This is a genomic window from Streptomyces sp. NPDC055103 (assembly GCF_053607625.1).
In genome coordinates, this window is record NZ_JBSGTX010000003.1 from 102,349 (window position 1) to 117,710 (window position 15,362).

Genomic DNA, 15,362 nt, shown 5'->3' on the forward strand with positions numbered 1-15,362 from the left:
GTGCCATGTCCAGTTCACGCCACGGGTTGGCCTTGCGACGCTCCCGCCGCCCCAAGAGGCTTGCCTCATGAGGGACATGGAGGATTTCGAGAGCGGTCGCGGCGCACCCGCGTCCCTGCTGGTCGTGGCCGCGCACCCGGACGACATCGAGTTCTGCGTCAGCGGCACCGTCATGCAGTGGATCGAGCGCGGCACCCGTGTCACGTACTGCATCGTCACGGACGGCGGCGCCGGCGGTTACGACGAGCAGCTCCCCCGGCAGGCGATGGCGGATCTGCGCCGCGCCGAGCAGGTCCACTCGGCGAAGCTCAGCGGCGTCGCCGACGTCCGCTTCCTCGGCTACCCCGACAGCTTCGTCGAGGCGTCCGTGGAGCTGCGGCGCGACCTGTGCCGGGTCATCCGCGAAGTACGCCCGCAGCGGGCCATCATCCCGTCCCCCGAGATCAACTGGGCGCGCGTCGCCGACCTCCACCCCGACCACCGCGCGGTCGGGGACGCCTGCCTGCGCGCGATCTACCCCGAGGCGCGCAACCCCTTCGCGCACGCGCAGCTCCTCAAGGAGGAGGGCCTGGAGCCGTGGACGGTCCACGAACTGTGGCTGATGACGGGCCCCACCCCGAACCAGTACGTCGACGTCACCCCGGTCTTCGAGCGCAAGGTCCAGGCCCTGCGCATCCACACCTCCCAGACGGCCCACTTCGACGACCTGGCCGGCCTGCTCCGCGACTGGCTCGGCGAGCACGCGACGGCGGGCGGGTTACCCCCGGGCCGGATGGCGGAGGCCTTCCAGATCGTGCACATCGACTGAGCGCTCCCCCCTGTGCCGTTCTTGTGAGGCCATGGACCGCGTGAGACGGTCTTCGCCCAACGTCCGGTTCACCAGGGGGAGTTCCGAGATGGCGATCGAACCGACAGCGGACGAGCGAAGCCTCATCGACCAGTACGGCCTGGACTGGATCGAGGCCGACGAGGACCGGTCATCCGCGGCGGCCGACGCCCTGCGGTCCTACGCGTCGTCCCTGGAGGACGACGGGGTCAAGGCGACGAAGGCCGTGCAACGCCTGCTCTCCAGCGGGAAGGGCGAGGCCATGAACGCGCTCGAGGAGCACTGGTCCCGCGTCAACGCCTTCTTCGGGCAGGCGAACAGGGCAGCCGTCGTTGGGGCCGCTTCGGCCGGCTGAGCTGAGGCGTGTACGGCTGGTCAGCGGCGCCAGAACAGGTGGTGCGTCACGCTGCCGCCGGGACTGGGGACGGCCTCGTGGTGGAAGCGGTCGAACAGCTCGTCGGGCGCTTCCCAGAGCCGCGCCCCGGAACCGAGCTTCACCGGTGAGACCGCCACGTGCAGGGTGTCGACGAGGTCGGCGTCGAGGAACTCGCGGATCGTGGTGGCCCCGCCGCCCAGCCGGACGTCCTTGCCTCCCGCCGCTTCCCGCGCCCGGGCGAGGACCGTGGCCGGGTCGTCGTCGACGAAGTGGAAGGTGGTGTCGGAGAGCGTGAACGACGGCCGCTTGTGGTGGGTCATGACGAACACCGGCGTACGGAACGGGGGTTCGTCACCCCACCAGCCGCGCCACTCGTGATCGGCCCAGGGCCCCCGCTGGGGGCCGAACTTGTTGCGGCCCATGATCTCGGCGCCGATGTTCCGCGCGTAGTCACGCGTGAAGTAGTCGTCGAGCCCGCGGCTGCCCCCGGGGTCGGTGCGCATGGGCCAGCTCGCCGTGGCGCCGGCCCACGAGAACATGTCGCCGGGTTCGGCGTGGCCGAAGGGCCTTTCCAGGCTCTGGCCCTCACCGGCACCGAACCCGTCACTCGAGACGTTGAAGTTCTGGACTCTCAGCAACTGGACCACGGGGCTCTCTTCTCTCGGCGGACTGCTCGGCGGACTGCTCAGCGGACGACGTCGAAGACCTGCTTCTGCAGGCCGTTGGCGTAGGCCTCGTGCTCCACGAGCTTCAGCTTCTGCGTGTCCTTGTCCGTGGCGCTGAAGAGCCGCTTGCCCGCGCCGAGGAGGAGCGGGAAGACGAGCAGGTGGTAGCGGTCGATCAGGCCGGCGTCCGACAGCGCGTGGTTCAGGGTGGCGCTGCCGTGGACGATGATCGGGCCGCCCTCGGTCTCCTTCAGCGCGGCGACCTCGTCGAGCGTGCGGAGAATCGTGGTCTCGCCCCAGTTCGAGACGAGGTCGTCCTCGGTGAGCGTGGTGGAGACGACGTACTTCGGCATCACCTTGTAGTCGGCGAAGTCCTCCATGTCGGGCCACACGGGGCTGAACGCCTCGTAGCTGGTCCGGCCCAGCAGGATCGCGGCGGACTCCTTCTGCTCCCGCTCCTTGATCTCGAAGGCCTCGGGCAGGAACTCGATGTCCTTGAAGGTCCAGCCGGAGTTCCGGTAGCCGGGCTCGCCGCCCGGGCCCTCCACGACGCCGTCGAGGGAGACGAAGGCGGTGCTGATGAGAGTGCGCATGTCGGATCCTCGAAATCTCGGTGGCTCGGTGGCCTCGGTGGCCTCGGTGGCCTCGGTGCCTCGGTGCCTCGGTGTGCAGTTGTGAGCTATGACCGTGGACCGCGCGAAAACTCATCGGTCCGTACGCGAGCTTACGATCGGATCATGTCGATGCAGCGGAGATCGTCCCTGTCCTTGTGGTCGCGCGACTCGCTCCTGTCCGTCGGGTCCGTGGGCTCGACGCTCTCGATCGGCTCCGTCGGGTCCTTCCTCTCCGTCGGCTCCGTCGGCTCCGCGCTGTCCGTCGGCTCCGTCGGCTCCTGGGCGAGCACCGGCTCGCTGCTGTCCGCCCGCTCCTGCTGGTCGGTCCTCTCCTACCGCTCCCGGCGGGGAGTCCTCGCCACGGGCGCGGTCCTGGCGGTCGCCGGGGCCGTCGCGGGGACGGTCTCGCTGGCGGCGGCGGGGGCGCGGCGCGGCCGCTGAGCGGTCGGGCGGTAGCGCGGGCGGTCGGGCGGTAGCGCGGGCGGTCGGGCGGTCGGGCGGTCGGGCGGTCAGAGCGTTTCGGCCACGCCCGGGCGGAGCCTGCGGAGGCGGCCCTCCAGGTCCGGGGCCTCGAAAGCCTCCGCGATACGGGCCGGGTCCTCCGTGAAGTGGGACCAGGAGTCGTAGTGGAGCGGGATCACCGTGCGCGCGCCGAGGGTGCGGGCCAGGGCCGCGCCTTCGCGCGCGCTCATCGAGAAGGCCAGGTCGCCGGTGGCCGGGAAGTGGGCGTCACCCAGATGGAGGAAGGCGGTGTCGATCGCGAAGCGTTCGCCGATCTCCGCGAGGGCCTCGTGGCGGACGGTGTCGCCGGAGAGGTAGAGAGTCCGCTCCTCCCCGCGCTCCCCGTACTCCGCCTGCTGGCCGGACTCGACGTACTCGACGTACTCGACGTACTCGCCGTACTCGACGACGAAGCCCGTGACCGGGCCGGTGACCTGCTCCGTGCCCTCCGGGCCGTGTCGGGCGGGGGTCGCCGTGACCCGGACCGTCGTCGCGCCGGCCGTGACCTCGCGGGTCTCCCAGGGCGCGAGCCCCTCCGCGCGGCCGCCGAGGCGTTCGGCGGCCTCCGGGGTGGTGAGGATCCTCGCCGCCCGGCCGAGGACCTCGCGGCCGGACCGGTCGAGGTTGTCGGCGTGCTGGTCGTGGGAGAGGAGGACCAGGTCGACGGGCGGCAGCCGGTCGGCGGCGAGCGCCGGGCCGGCCGTGCGGTGCAGCGGGCGGGCCGCCGGGTAGTCGGCGGGGGCCGGATCGAGGGCCGGGTCCGTGAGGACGGTGAGGTCGCCGATCCGGAGCAGGACGGTCGCCGTCCCCACGTACGTCACCGTGGCCGGGACCGGAGCCGTAACACCGGTCTGTGCGGGAGTCGTTGCCGGGTCGGTCATGCCCGGGAGGCCTTCGCCGCGTCGATCTTGACCTGGAGGCTCGTCAGGAGGCCCTGGACCAGCTCGATCGTGGCCTCGTCCGTGAGGTTGCCCTCGGCGTCGAAGCGCTCGTGCGAACGGAACACCTGCACCTCCGGCTTCACGACCACGTCGGTGTCCGTCCAGACGAAGACCTGACGCAGGGCGAGCTGCGCGCGGACGGTGCCGAAGTTGGTGGGCGCGGCGCCGAGGATCGCGGTGGGCTTGCGCAGCAGGGGCACGGCCTCGGTGGCGCTGCCGGTGCTCAGCCAGTCGAGGGCGTTCTTGAGGACGCCGGGGACGGAGTAGTTGAACTCCGGTGTGGCGATGAGCAGTCCGTCCGCCTCCAGGACGCGCCGGCGGAGGTCGTTCACGACGGCCGGGCGCAGCTCGGGGTTGTCGAGGTCCTGGTCGTACGGCGGGATGTCGCGCAGACCCTCGTAGATCTCGATCTCCTGGCCGGTGTTGAACTTCCGTGCGGCATGGAGGAGTCGGGTGTTGTGCGAGGCGGCGCGGATCGAGCCGGAGATGGCGAGGACCGTGGAAGTGGGCGTGGACGCGGTCATGGTGGTTCCCCCTCGGAAACGGTGTGCCGGATATCGACGAGCAAGAAGCTAAACCGATCGGTTCAGTCTGTCAACAGAACGGTTCAGTCTTGACAGTGAACTGAATGGTGTAGTTCATTCGACGCATGGCCACCCACACGACCGACCCCGTCGCCGGCACCTCCCCCGCCCTCACGAGAGCCGGTCCCGGCCGGGCGGGCGGCGGCCTGTTCCTCGCCCTGCTCGCCGCGCCCGCCGCGATGGGCGTGTCCGGCCCGACCCTGGCCCTGCCCGAGGCCGCCCGCGGACTCGCCGTCTCCCCGGGGACGGCGGCCTGGCTGCTGACGGCGTACGGGATCGGCATGGTGGTCGGTACGCCCCTGCTGTCCGCCGTGGGCGGGCGCCGCGGCCCCGCCGGGACCGTCCGGACCGGCGCGGCCGTCCTCACCCTGGGCGCGGCCCTCGCCCTCGTCGCCCCGAACCTCCCGCCGGCCGTCGCCGGGCGCGCCCTGGAGGCGGCGGGCGCGGCCGGCCTCAATGTCGCGGCCTTCCAGATCGCCGGCCGGGACCGCTCGGGCCGGGCGGCCGGAATCGTCGCGATCGGCAGCGCGGTCGGCGGCACGTCGGGACTCTTCGTCGGCGCGGCCGTCGCCGGGACACTCGGCTGGCGCGCGACCCTGGCGCTCCCGCTCCTGAGCCTGCTCGCCCTCGTGCCGGCACTGCGCCTCGCGGGCCGCGCGGCACCGAAGGCCGACCCCGGAAGCGAACGAGCCCGAACGCGTACCGCCGAACTCCCCCGCCCCCTCCGCCTCCCCCGCCCCCTCTGCCTCTTCCGCCCCCTCCGCCTCCCCCGTCTCCCCCTCGACGTCCTGCGCGACCCCGCCTTCCGCGCCGCCGCCGGGCTCATGCTCGCGCTCTCCACCGTCAACTTCGCCCTGCTGTACGCGGCTCCGCGCCGGGTCGCCGGCCTCACCGGCTGGACGGTCGTGGAGACCGGCGCGGCGGCCTCGATCGCGACCCTGGTGGGGGCCGTGCTCTCCTGGCAGCTGATCCGCGCCGCACCCGCCCTGGGCGCGCGCCGGATGCGGCTGCTGCTCGCTGCCGGGTCCCTGACGGCGGCCGCCCTGGCCGCGTTCGCGCCCTGGACGGCGGTGGTCCTGATCGGCTCGGCGACCAGTTCGCTCGTCACGGCCGGCGGTCAGGGGCTGCTGACCGGCGCGGCGACCGGACGGCTCCCGGAGGCCCGGCACGGGACGGCGATCGGGCTGTTCAACCTCGCGTTCCTGATCGGGGTGGCGGCGGGCCCGGCGCTGGCGGAGGCTCTCCAGAACGCGCCCTGACCGGCCACCCACCCCCTACGACCACACACCGTCCACCCACCCACGGGCACCCGCCCGCTCACCCACACCAGGAGCTCCGATGTCCCTCCTCCACCCCTCCTACCCGGCCCCCCGCTACTTCGGCGAGCAGGGCGAACTCAGCGCCCTCTTCCGGCCCGCCACCGCCGCGCCCGACTTCGTCTCCGGGCCCGGGCCCGGCGGCACCGCGTACCACTACCTGTCCACGACCACCTCGACCGACGGCGAATACGGCCTGTACCGCGTCGAGATGGGGCCCGAGGCGGGCGGTCCGAGCACCCACTTCCACAAGGCCATGTCGGAGGCGTTCTTCGTCCTCTCCGGCAGCGTGCGGCTGTTCGACGGGGAGCAGTGGGTCACGGCGACCTCCGGCGACCACCTCTACGTCCCCGTCGGCGGACTGCACGCCTTCCGCAACGACGCCGCCGAACCGGCCTCGATGCTCATGCTGTTCGCCCCCGGCGCGCCCCGCGAGGAGTACTTCGAGGCGCTCCCGCGGCTGGCCGACCTCAGCGACGCCGAGCGGACGGAGTTCTGCGAGCGCCACGACAGCTTCTTCGTGTAGGCGCACGGCCGCACCGGGCAGCCGGGCAGCCCGGCAGCCGGCCGCACCGGGCGACCAAGCGCATCCGACAGCCCGAGCTTTGCAGACCAAACCGTTCAGTTCATATACTGGCGGCCCCCGCCACCACAGCTAAGGACACCGCCCATGGACGCCCAGGGCGCCATCGACGAGTACGGCATCCCGATCATCCCGGACCCCGCCGACGCGGCCTCGCGCAAGCGTCAGGCGATCATCGACGCCGCGCTCGCCGAGTTCCTCGCCGAGGGCTACTCCGCGGCCTCGATGGACGCGATCACCCGCGGCTCGGGCGTCTCCAAGGCGACGATCTACAAGCACTTCGGCAGCAAGGAGCGCCTGTTCCTCGCCGTCATCGGCGGTGTCCTGCCGAAGACGTACGCCGATCTGGAGCCGGTCAACTCCACCATCGCCGACGCCCCCGACCTGCGGGCCGCACTCGTCCGGCTCACCACCGACTGGGCGCGGATCCTGCTGCGGCCCGACATCATGTCGCTGCGACGCCTGGTGATCGGCGAGATAGACCGATTCCCGCAGCTCGGCCAGCTCTGGTACCGGGTCAGCTACGACATGAACAACGGCCCGCTCGTCGAGGCCTTCACCGAGCTGAACGCGCGGGGCACGCTCGACGCGCCCGACGCGAAGCTCGCCGTGCAGCAGCTCGTCGCGGTGACGGTGGGCGTGCCGCAGCTCGTCCGTACCTTCTCGCCCGACGCGGCGATCGAGGACGCCGAGCTGACGCGGGTGATCAGCTCGGGAGTGGATCTGTTCCTGGCGCGGTACGCGACCGGCGCCTGAGGGTCCTGACCCTGGCCCACACCAGGAGCGCCGCCGCCCAGGCGCCCGTCGTCAGGATCTGGGTGCGGCTGCCGGCGTCGCCGAGCATGAAGAGCAGCACCGCCCCGATCCCGGCGAGGGCCGCCACCGCCCGTCCGGAAGGACCGTGCAGGCGCAGGTGGGAGGCGGCGATCAGCGCCCAGACGACGAGGATCGCGGCGCCGATGGAGTTGAGCAGGAACGGGAAGACCGTGCGCGGCCAGAGCAGGCTGAGGACGACCGAGACGAAGCCGAACGCGGCGGAGGCGAGGACGGCCGCGTACGGGACCCCCTTCCGCAGGCGGCCGAGCGGGCGGGGCGCGTCGCCGCGCCCGACGAGGGCGTACAGCATGCGTGAGGAGCCGTAGATGTTGGCGTTCATCGCGGACAGGAGCGCGACGAGGACGACGGCCTTCATGAGGTCGGCGGCGCCGGGGACGCCGATGCGGGCCATGACGGCGGCGTACGGGCCTTCGGCGGTGACGGCGGGGTCGTTCCACGGGACGAGGGCGACGATCACGGCCATCGAGCCGAGGTAGCAGACGGCGACCCGCCACATGACGGCCCGTACGCCGGTGCGGACCGCGCGGGCGGGGTCGTCGCACTCGGCCGCGGCGATGGTGACGGTCTCCAGTCCGCCGAAGGCGAAGACGGCCGCGACCATGCCGACGGCGACGCCGTGCCAGCCGTGCGGCAGGAAGCCGCCGTCGCCGGTGAGGTGCGCGGCGCCGGGTGCGGGATGGCCGGGCAGCAGACCGGCGAGGACGACGGCGCCGAGGACGAGGAAGCCGGCGATCGCGACGATCTTGAGGCCGGCGAACCAGAACTCCAGCTCGCCGAAGCTGCGGACGCCGGCGAGGTTGCCGACGGTGAACACGCTCATGAAGAGGGCCACCCACGCCCAGCCGGGCACGGCCGGCACCCAGCCCTCGACGATGTGCGCCGCGCCGACGGCCTCGGCGGCGACGCTGACGACGAGCAGCGCCCAGTACATCCACCCGGCGAGCAGCCCGGCCCACGGCCCGAAGGCCGACCGCGCGTGCTCGGCGAAGGAGCCGGTGACGGGGCGGGCCGCGGACATCTCGCCGAGCATGCGCATCACCAGCACGGTCAGGACGCCGGCGATCGCGTACGAGACGAGGATCCCGGGCCCGGCGGCGGCTATCCCGAACCCCGAACCGACGAAGAGCCCGGCCCCGATGGCCCCACCCAACGCGATCATGGCCAGATGTCGCTGACGCAGCCCAGCACCGAGCACCCGCTCTGTCACGATTCCCCCGAAATTCAGACGACCGGCAGACGACCGGCGCAGGAGTTTCCCCGCTGATCCGCCCCGGAGGCAAGCCGGTTCCGGCCGCTGAGACCTCCCGGGACGGACCCCAACCCGGAAGCGGAGACGTGGACACGGCCGCGATATATACTCCACACGTCGAGATATACGATCCGCTGGAGGCTCTCGTGTCCAAGACCCTGGTCGACATCGACGACGACATGCTCGCCTTCGCGCAGCAGCAGCTCGGCACCAAGACCAAGCGGGACACCATCAATCGCGCGTTGGCCATAGCGGCGGCGATCAGCGCGGACGATCGCGCCCGAGCCCTCTGCTGGCTCCAGGACAACGCCGAGGACTTCCTCGACTTCGACTTCCTCGAAGAGCAGGAGCGGTCCGGCCGGTGAACTACCTCGCCGACACGTCAGCCGTGTGGCGGCTCCTGCGCCGGCAGATCGGAGAGCCCTGGCCGGGCCGCGTGGCACACGCCCAGGTCTCCATCTGCCCACCTGTGGAAGCCGAGTTGACGCGGAGCCTCCGCGCCGACCGCGACCACGAGCCGTTCACCACCATGCTGAACCAGACCTTCGCCTGGGTTCCCGCACCGGAGGACCCATGGCCGAAGGTCGTGGCGGTGCAGCGTGACCTCCTGCGCATCGGGCACCACCGCGGCCCTTCGCCGATGGACATCCTCATCGCGCTCACCGCCGAGCAGCATCACCTGACCCTGCTGCACGTGGACGACGACTTCACTGCCATCGCCAAGGTCCGGCCTGGCATCGGCATGGTCCGACTGCTGCCCGACGCCTGAGCCCGCTCGGACTGAGGTCTCGGTCGAGGCCGCTCACACCACCAGCCCCACCGCCAGCACCGTGATCAGCAGCCCCGAGGCGAGGGCCGTCGTCAGGCGGCCGCGGGGGCCCGTGACGAGGTGGCCGAGGAGGGTGCCGCCGGTGGCGAGGAGGAGTTGCCAGCTCGCCGAGGCCGCGAAGGCGGCGAGGACGAAGGCCGTCGCTTCCGTCGCGCCCGTCGTCGCGTGGCCGCCGAGGACGAGGGCCGTGAAGTAGACGACCGTCATCGGGTTGAGGGCCGTGATCCCCAGGAACGTGAGGAACGCGCGCCGGGGAGCCGGGGGCGGGGACTCCGCGGTGGCCTGGCCCGCGCGGTACGCACGGACGGCCGCCCGGGTGGACACGGCCGCCAGGATCACGAGGACCACGGCCGAGGCCCAGCGCAGCGGGGTCGCCACCGGGGCGAGGAGGGGGACGAGGGCCGCGCCCCCGAGGACCGCGAGCAGGGCGTACAGCCCGTCCGCGGCGGCGATGCCGAGGGCCGCGCCCGCCCCCGTACGCCAGGGGGAGCGTGCCGCGACCGCCACCAGGTGGGCGCCGACGGCGCCGACCGGGATCGCGATGCCGTAGCCGGCCAGCAGGCCGGCCACCACCGCGGCCGTCACGCGGCGGCGGGGATCGCGCCTCCGGGGGAGCAGGGCTGCTGCTGTCGGCGGTAGTCCGCGCCGTCCTTGGTACGGGTGAGGAAGCCGCCGATGACGAGGTAGCGGCGCAGCGCCGGGAAGTCCTCGTGCACGGTGCGCAGGGCCTCGTTGACCTCGGGCTCACGATAGGAGCGGTCCGCGTCGAAGAGGGTCGCGGCGAGGTGCGCGAGCAGTGCCTCGCGGCGCGCGGGCTTGCGCGGGATCGCCTTGAGGCGCCCGTCCGCGGAGAACAGGTCCGCGACGGGGCGGGAAGGATGACTGGTCATGGGACCGAAGCCTGGCGGGCGACGGCCCCGCCCCGCAAAGGGTTTTACTTCGGCTCGGGCCGCACCATCACGTTCACGGCCTCCTGCACCTTCGGCAGGATCCTCGGCAGGCCACCCCGGTCGAAGAGCGGCCGCGCCTTCTCCACGAACGCGAGGAAGTCGTCCTGCGAGTCCCAGAAGTCGACGACCCGCCACCCACCGTCCCCGTCCGGCCCGGCGGCGTGGGCGATGAACCCCTGCGGCGGCCACCACTCGGCGGCGACGAGCTGCGAGGTGGTCTCCTCGTACTGCGCCTGGGTGCCGCCGGGGATCTCGACGGTGACGATGACGGCCATGGGTCTGCTCCTGTACGTACGTGAGGGAAGCGGGGTCCAGGCCAGCAGAACAGCCGCTCCCCCGCCCCGCACGGCGACGGGCCCCGATCGGGCGATGCCGGGGGCGGGGCGGCGCGCGGAGTCGGGGGCGCGCGGCAGCGCGCGAAGGACCTGACGGATGCCGCCCAGGAGCCTTGTTCGCGGTCGCGGCGGTTCCGTAACGTGCGCCGTTTGGCCGTTCCCAGCCGAGGTGAGGCAGCAAGATGAGACAGACAGTGCGCCGCTTGGCGGTGCTGTGTTCCGCGCTGTTCGCGGTGATCGCCATGACACCGGCGCAGGCCCAGGCCGTGGAGACCCGGGCGGTGCCCGTCACGTCGAGCGACAAGTACGCGCTCAAGTCCGTGGGCGCCGGCGGTCTCTACGTGTCGGTGGAGGTCTCGGCCACCGGCAGCGGGGAGGCCATGCTGCGCGCCCGCAAGTCCGCCGCCACGCTCGACGACCTGGGCTCCTGGGAGAAGTTCACGCTGCACACCGACGACAAGGGGTGGAGCACCACCCTGCGTTCGGAGGCGAACGGGAACTACGTCACGACGGAGCGCAGCGCGACCGGCAGCTACCAGAACCTGCTCCGCGCCCGGGGCACCACCGCCGGCGCCTGGGAGAAGCTCCAGCTGGAGAAGCAGACGGACGGTACGTACGCCCTGAGGGCCGCCACGAACGACGGCTACAAGTACGTGACCGCCGAGGTGCAGGACCCGGGGACCGACGCGGGGCTGCTGCGGGCGCGGGGGGACACGGTCGGCTCCTGGCAGAAGTTCCAGCTCGTGTACCTGGGCGAGGAGAACGCGAGCGACCTGGGCGGCCGCCCCGCTCCCGCCTCCCCCGCTCCGGCGGCCGACTTCCGCGTGATGTCGTGGAACGTCTGCGCGAACCACAACGACGCCTGCGGGAACTTCCGGGTGGAAGGCGCGTCCCTGGGCTCCCAGATCACGGCCCGGATGGGCACCACGGCGGAGGCGCAGCAGTACCGTGCGGTGTTCCTCCAGGAGATGTGCGAGTCGCACGCCAAGGCCGTCGAGATCGCGCTGGAGGCGAAGACGGGGACCGGCTGGGACGTACGCTTCGCCCCCATCAAGTACACCGTCGACAACTCCTCGGTGAAGGCCGCCAGGACCTGCCACAACGCCGGTTCGGCGGCGGAAGGCTGGAAGGACCGCGGCGCCTACGGCATCGGTCTCGCGGTGCCCGACGCCAACGTCTGGTACACGTCGTACGACCTGCCGTCGCCGCAGAACAAGACCATCGACGGCGCCTGGACGCGCATGGAGCAGCGGACCGCGATCTGCGCCGTCCTCCCGGCGCAGGCCCTGCAGTTCTGCACGGCCCACTTCAGCGCCGGCCTGCCGACGGACGACTCGGACGGCTCGGTGCGCAGGCAGCAGGCCGCGAAGCTCCAGGAGATCGTCCACGCGTACACGATGCCGGGCTACCGGACCGTGTACGGCGGCGACCTCAACGCCACCCCGCCGGACTCCACCTCGACGGACCTTCCCAAGGACGTCCTGACGCCGGCCTACACGGCGGACAAGGAGTGCGACGAGGGCCTGTCGGCCACCCAGCCGCGCGACGGCCGGGCCACGAAGCCCCTGACCGGCCGCAGCATCAAGATCGACTACCTGTTCGGCCCGTCCACCGGAACGGTCGTCTCGTGCGACGTGACGGCCGACGCGGGCCAGTCGGACCACTACCCGGTCAAGGCACGCTTCCGCTTCTGATGGGGGCGCCTGGCGAGCCCGCCACCCCCTGCGGGCGGGGGCGTGCCTGGCTAGCCTGGGGGCATGGCAGTGGTGCGGGTCGGCGGCGTCGACGTCGCCTATACGCGGAAGGGGCGGGGGCCGGTCGTGGTCCTCGCCCATGGGGCCGGGCTCGACGGGCGCATGTGGGCGCCGCAAGTCGAGGCACTGGCCGACGAGTTCACCGTGGTGGCCTGGGACGAGCCCGGGTCGGGACGGTCCGGCGAGCTGCCGCCCGGCTACGGGCTCGCGGACTTCGCGCGCGCCCTCGCCGCGGTCGTCGAGGACGTGGGGCTCGGGCCCGCCCAGGTCGCGGGGCTGTCCTGGGGCGGGACGGTGGTCCTGGAGCTGTACCGGTGGCGGCCGGACCTGGTGCGGTCGCTGCTGATGGTCGACACGTACGCCGGCTGGAAGGGCTCGCTGCCGCCGGAGGAGGTCGCGGCGCGGGTCGCGGGGGCGCGGCGGATGCTCGCGGTGCCACGGGAGGAGTTCGACCCGACGCTGCCGGGGCTGTACGCCGACGGCCCGCCCGAGCGCTTCGCGGCGCTCCTGGACGCCATGAGCCACGACGTACGGCCGGAGACGATGGCCGCGCAGCTCTCCCTGATGGCCGAGGCCGACGAGACGGACCTGCTGCCCCGGATCACGGTCCCGACCCTGCTGCTGTGGGGCGAACGCGACGCCCGCTCCCCGCTCACCGTCGCCCACGCCTTCCGGGACGCCATCCCGCGGGCCGAGCTGGTGGTGATCCCCGGGGTGGGCCACGTGAGCAACCTGGAGGCACCGGAACTCTTCACGGCAACGGTCCGCGCCTTCTGCCGCACGCACGCCGAGCCCCCGCCCGGGACGTCGCCTTCCTAGGCGACGTGGCGCCAGGCGCCCAGGCGCCTGGAGTCGATTCCCGATATCTCCCTTGCGGACCGGTCGCCCCCCGCGTGCAGGATGGCTCCATGAGCGCCGTCTTCGATTCCTCCAGTCCCTGGCCGGTTCTGCCCGGGGCGTACCCGCTGTGGGAGGAGGCGCTCGCCCTGGTGAACCGCGACCTCGCGGTGACCCTGCCGGACCAGGCCCCTCTGCGACTGCTCGCGCTTGCCTCGTGGGAGGAGGGAACGGCCGAGGACGTCTACGTGGCCATGGCCAACGGCGAGTGGCACGGCAACCGTCTGGAGCCGAGCTCGACCGACTCCCCCTCCCTCGCCCTGGCGGCCGTCGCCGAAGCCGCGCAGGACACCCTCATCGAGCTCCTCTGGCAGGCCTGGCCGGTGTGCGGCGAGCACGAGATCGGCATGCATCCGCGAGATGAGGACGGGCACGTCACCTGGTGGTGCTCGGGCGGGAGGACACCCCGCGAACCGGACCACGTCCGTGCCGCCGTCGGCGCCCTCGACAGCCTCGTACGACCCCACCGCCCGAACCGCAAGCGCCGGCGGCGCGACCGCTGACCGCCGAGGTCAGATCGCGCGCGACCGCGCGAAGTTGGTGAAGGCGACCCAGGCGGTCGGCGTGGCCGTCAGCTCGCCCTTGGAGTGGTCCTTCGTGTCCCGGACACGGACACGGCGGAGGTTGTCGGCGACCTCGACGCAGGCGTCGTTGTCGTTGCCGCTGTACGTGCTCTTGCGCCAGTTCGGGGAGGTCTCAGTCACGGTGTTCCTTCGCGATAGCGCGCATCAGTTCCAGGGATGCGCGGACGCCCAACGCACCCTGTTGCAGCAGATCATAGACACGCTGGAATCGCATCACCTGGGCTGGTTCCTCGGTGTAGTTGCCCGTGCTGAAGCCCTCCGTGTACGCCCCGCGCTCCCCCCTGGGGAGCGTGAGAAGGGCGACGGAACCAGCTACAGGAGCCCCCTTCATAGGAAGCACCTGGATGTTCACGTTGGGGCGTTCGCTCATGGTGAGCAGGTGCTCGATCTGCTCGCGCATCGCCTCGCCGCCTCCCATGTCGCGGCGCAGGCAGGCCTCGTCGAGCACGATCATCATCCAGGGCGGGTCGGGCTGATCGAGTACGGCCTGCCGCTCCAGTCGCCTTCGCGCGTAGTCGCCGATCTGTGCCGGGTCGCCCGCGAGGCCCGCTCCCATCACCGCACGCGCATACGCGGCGGTCTGCAGCAGGCCCGGCACGACGATGGAGAACTCGTGTATGGCGGTGGCTTCGAGCTGGCGGCGCATGTAGGTCTTCGCGTAGTCGCGCACGCTCTGCTCGGTCAGGATCTTCACCAGGTTCACGAGCGAACCGGACGGCAGCTCCAGGACGAGCTCCAGCTTCTTCGCCAGGTCCCGGTCGGGGGGATCCTCGCCCCGCTCGATCTCGGAGACACGGGTTCCACTGCTGAAGACCTTCGCCGCGAGGTACGTCTGCGTCCACTCCCGCCCGAGCGCCAGCCGCGCCTCGCGGACCACGTTCCCGAGGTACTGCTCGACGCTGTCCCCGGGGTCCAGATCTTGCGCTCCTGGCATACGCCCCGTTCCTCACCTGCGCAATGGAACTCAACTCCGGTAAAGCGTAGGGCGGATCGCGTCTTCGTGGAGTCGTCCCGGAGGAGATCCATCAGAAAGTGGACCCTCCCCCAGGACCCGCCCTCAGTCCAGGCAGAACTCGTTGCCCTCCGGGTCGGCCATCACGATGATGCCCTCGTCCTCGTCATCGGCCTCAAGGGTGTACAGCTGCTTCGCCCCCAGCGCCTCCAGCCTGGCGGCCTCCACCTCCAGGGCGGCCATGCGCTCGTCCCCGGACAGGCCGGGTGCCGAGCGCACGTCGAGGTGCAGGCGGTTCTTCACCGTCTTGCCCTCGGGGACCGTCTGGAAGTACAGCCGCGGGCCCTTGCCGTCCGGATCCGTGATGGCCGCCCAGCGGTTCTCCGGGTCGGTCTTGGGCGGCATGCCATAGCCCAGCGCCTGAGCCCAGAACGCCGCCTGCGCGCCCGGGTCGGCGCAGTCGAACGTCAGCTGGATTTCCTTGGCCATGCCGCCTCCTAGCGATCGAACCTGCCCCCGTTCGCGGGGACGGCGACGATCCTGCCTCAACCGGCCCTCGGATTCGCGTG

At 71.9% G+C, this 15,362-nt stretch carries 22 protein-coding genes; 11 read left to right on the forward strand and 11 right to left on the reverse strand.

Features of this window, described 5'->3' with window-relative positions; all coding sequences use genetic code 11:
* The first annotated feature begins 76 nt into the window (after positions 1 to 76).
* Positions 77 to 808 carry a PIG-L deacetylase family protein gene (locus ACWFR1_RS03535; protein ID WP_453545990.1) on the forward strand — a complete coding sequence of 244 codons (732 nt, stop codon included), beginning with the start codon at positions 77 to 79 and terminating at the stop codon, positions 806 to 808.
* A gap of 88 nt (positions 809 to 896) precedes the next feature.
* Positions 897 to 1,181 (forward strand): hypothetical protein, encoded by a 285-nt coding sequence (locus ACWFR1_RS03540; RefSeq protein ID WP_453545992.1) that lies wholly within the window; start codon positions 897 to 899, stop codon positions 1,179 to 1,181.
* A gap of 20 nt (positions 1,182 to 1,201) precedes the next feature.
* Here ACWFR1_RS03540 and ACWFR1_RS03545 read toward each other — a convergent pair whose 3' ends face one another.
* Positions 1,202 to 1,849, reverse strand: a complete 648-nt coding sequence (locus ACWFR1_RS03545) for a dihydrofolate reductase family protein (protein ID WP_453545995.1) — start codon at positions 1,847 to 1,849, stop codon at positions 1,202 to 1,204.
* Positions 1,850 to 1,887: 38 nt separating this feature from the next.
* Entirely contained in the window at positions 1,888 to 2,460 is a 573-nt protein-coding gene (locus ACWFR1_RS03550; protein ID WP_453545997.1) for a dihydrofolate reductase family protein, read from the reverse strand.
* 144 nt (positions 2,461 to 2,604) lie between these two features.
* On the opposite strand from ACWFR1_RS03550, the gene ACWFR1_RS03555 reads away from it, so the two are divergent.
* Positions 2,605 to 2,922, forward strand: a complete 318-nt coding sequence (locus ACWFR1_RS03555) for a hypothetical protein (protein WP_453545999.1) — start codon at positions 2,605 to 2,607, stop codon at positions 2,920 to 2,922.
* 68 nt (positions 2,923 to 2,990) lie between these two features.
* Here ACWFR1_RS03555 and ACWFR1_RS03560 read toward each other — a convergent pair whose 3' ends face one another.
* Both ACWFR1_RS03560 and ACWFR1_RS03565 read right to left on the reverse strand, forming a co-directional pair.
* Positions 2,991 to 3,863 carry an MBL fold metallo-hydrolase gene (locus tag ACWFR1_RS03560; RefSeq protein WP_453546001.1) on the reverse strand — a complete coding sequence of 291 codons (873 nt, stop codon included), beginning with the start codon at positions 3,861 to 3,863 and terminating at the stop codon, positions 2,991 to 2,993.
* Positions 3,860 to 4,447, reverse strand: a complete 588-nt coding sequence (locus ACWFR1_RS03565; protein WP_453546003.1) for an NADPH-dependent FMN reductase — start codon at positions 4,445 to 4,447, stop codon at positions 3,860 to 3,862. The genes ACWFR1_RS03560 and ACWFR1_RS03565 overlap by 4 nt, the downstream gene beginning before the upstream one ends.
* Positions 4,448 to 4,572: 125 nt before the next feature.
* Here ACWFR1_RS03565 and ACWFR1_RS03570 point away from each other — a divergent pair, with 125 nt between their 5' ends.
* From ACWFR1_RS03570 to ACWFR1_RS03580, 3 genes are all read left to right on the forward strand, one after another.
* On the forward strand, positions 4,573 to 5,766 hold the full coding sequence (locus ACWFR1_RS03570; RefSeq protein WP_453546005.1) for an MFS transporter: 1,194 nt from the start codon (positions 4,573 to 4,575) through the stop codon (positions 5,764 to 5,766).
* A gap of 79 nt (positions 5,767 to 5,845) precedes the next feature.
* Positions 5,846 to 6,349, forward strand: a complete 504-nt coding sequence (locus ACWFR1_RS03575; protein WP_453546007.1) for a cupin domain-containing protein — start codon at positions 5,846 to 5,848, stop codon at positions 6,347 to 6,349.
* A gap of 144 nt (positions 6,350 to 6,493) precedes the next feature.
* Positions 6,494 to 7,162, forward strand: a complete 669-nt coding sequence (locus ACWFR1_RS03580; protein WP_453546010.1) for a TetR/AcrR family transcriptional regulator — start codon at positions 6,494 to 6,496, stop codon at positions 7,160 to 7,162.
* On the opposite strand, the gene ACWFR1_RS03585 is transcribed toward ACWFR1_RS03580, so the two are convergent.
* Complete coding sequence (locus tag ACWFR1_RS03585; protein WP_453546013.1) at positions 7,113 to 8,402, reverse strand: amino acid permease; 1,290 nt, start codon at positions 8,400 to 8,402, stop codon at positions 7,113 to 7,115. The genes ACWFR1_RS03580 and ACWFR1_RS03585 overlap by 50 nt on opposite strands.
* A gap of 236 nt (positions 8,403 to 8,638) precedes the next feature.
* Between ACWFR1_RS03585 and ACWFR1_RS03590 the strand changes: the two genes are divergently transcribed.
* Both ACWFR1_RS03590 and ACWFR1_RS03595 read left to right on the forward strand, forming a co-directional pair.
* Positions 8,639 to 8,857: a type II toxin-antitoxin system VapB family antitoxin gene (locus ACWFR1_RS03590; RefSeq protein ID WP_453546015.1), complete on the forward strand. Its 219-nt coding sequence runs from the start codon at positions 8,639 to 8,641 to the stop codon at positions 8,855 to 8,857.
* Positions 8,854 to 9,261, forward strand: coding sequence for a PIN domain-containing protein (locus ACWFR1_RS03595; protein WP_453546017.1), 408 nt, complete (start codon positions 8,854 to 8,856; stop codon positions 9,259 to 9,261). The genes ACWFR1_RS03590 and ACWFR1_RS03595 overlap by 4 nt, the downstream gene beginning before the upstream one ends.
* 33 nt (positions 9,262 to 9,294) lie before the next feature.
* Here ACWFR1_RS03595 and ACWFR1_RS03600 read toward each other — a convergent pair whose 3' ends face one another.
* From ACWFR1_RS03600 to ACWFR1_RS03610, 3 genes are read right to left on the reverse strand one after another with little or no spacing between them, the layout of a single operon-like run.
* Positions 9,295 to 9,906, reverse strand: a complete 612-nt coding sequence (locus ACWFR1_RS03600) for a LysE family transporter (protein ID WP_453546019.1) — start codon at positions 9,904 to 9,906, stop codon at positions 9,295 to 9,297.
* Positions 9,903 to 10,211, reverse strand: coding sequence for a DUF2087 domain-containing protein (locus tag ACWFR1_RS03605; RefSeq protein ID WP_453546021.1), 309 nt, complete (start codon positions 10,209 to 10,211; stop codon positions 9,903 to 9,905). The genes ACWFR1_RS03600 and ACWFR1_RS03605 overlap by 4 nt, the downstream gene beginning before the upstream one ends.
* Positions 10,212 to 10,255: 44 nt before the next feature.
* Positions 10,256 to 10,546, reverse strand: a complete 291-nt coding sequence (locus tag ACWFR1_RS03610; protein WP_453546023.1) for a hypothetical protein — start codon at positions 10,544 to 10,546, stop codon at positions 10,256 to 10,258.
* Positions 10,547 to 10,788: 242 nt separating this feature from the next.
* On the opposite strand from ACWFR1_RS03610, the gene ACWFR1_RS03615 reads away from it, so the two are divergent.
* From ACWFR1_RS03615 to ACWFR1_RS03625, 3 genes are all read left to right on the forward strand, one after another.
* The gene (locus ACWFR1_RS03615) at positions 10,789 to 12,300 is read left to right on the forward strand and encodes a hypothetical protein (RefSeq protein ID WP_453546026.1); all 1,512 of its coding nucleotides are present in this window, start codon (positions 10,789 to 10,791) and stop codon (positions 12,298 to 12,300) included.
* A 63-nt stretch (positions 12,301 to 12,363) separates the two neighbouring features.
* Entirely contained in the window at positions 12,364 to 13,179 is an 816-nt protein-coding gene (locus ACWFR1_RS03620; protein ID WP_453546028.1) for an alpha/beta fold hydrolase, read from the forward strand.
* Positions 13,180 to 13,268: 89 nt separating this feature from the next.
* A complete protein-coding gene (locus ACWFR1_RS03625) occupies positions 13,269 to 13,760 on the forward strand; it encodes a hypothetical protein (protein ID WP_453546030.1) in 492 nt (163 codons plus the stop codon).
* A 9-nt stretch (positions 13,761 to 13,769) separates the two neighbouring features.
* Here ACWFR1_RS03625 and ACWFR1_RS03630 read toward each other — a convergent pair whose 3' ends face one another.
* From ACWFR1_RS03630 to ACWFR1_RS03640, 3 genes are all read right to left on the reverse strand, one after another.
* Positions 13,770 to 13,961, reverse strand: a complete 192-nt coding sequence (locus tag ACWFR1_RS03630; RefSeq protein ID WP_453546032.1) for a DUF397 domain-containing protein — start codon at positions 13,959 to 13,961, stop codon at positions 13,770 to 13,772.
* The gene (locus tag ACWFR1_RS03635; protein WP_453546035.1) at positions 13,954 to 14,775 is read right to left on the reverse strand and encodes a helix-turn-helix domain-containing protein; all 822 of its coding nucleotides are present in this window, start codon (positions 14,773 to 14,775) and stop codon (positions 13,954 to 13,956) included. Before ACWFR1_RS03635 ends, ACWFR1_RS03630 begins: the two co-directional genes overlap by 8 nt.
* A 123-nt stretch (positions 14,776 to 14,898) precedes the next feature.
* Positions 14,899 to 15,282 (reverse strand): VOC family protein, encoded by a 384-nt coding sequence (locus ACWFR1_RS03640; protein ID WP_453546037.1) that lies wholly within the window; start codon positions 15,280 to 15,282, stop codon positions 14,899 to 14,901.
* Between the last annotated feature and the right edge of the window lie 80 nt (positions 15,283 to 15,362).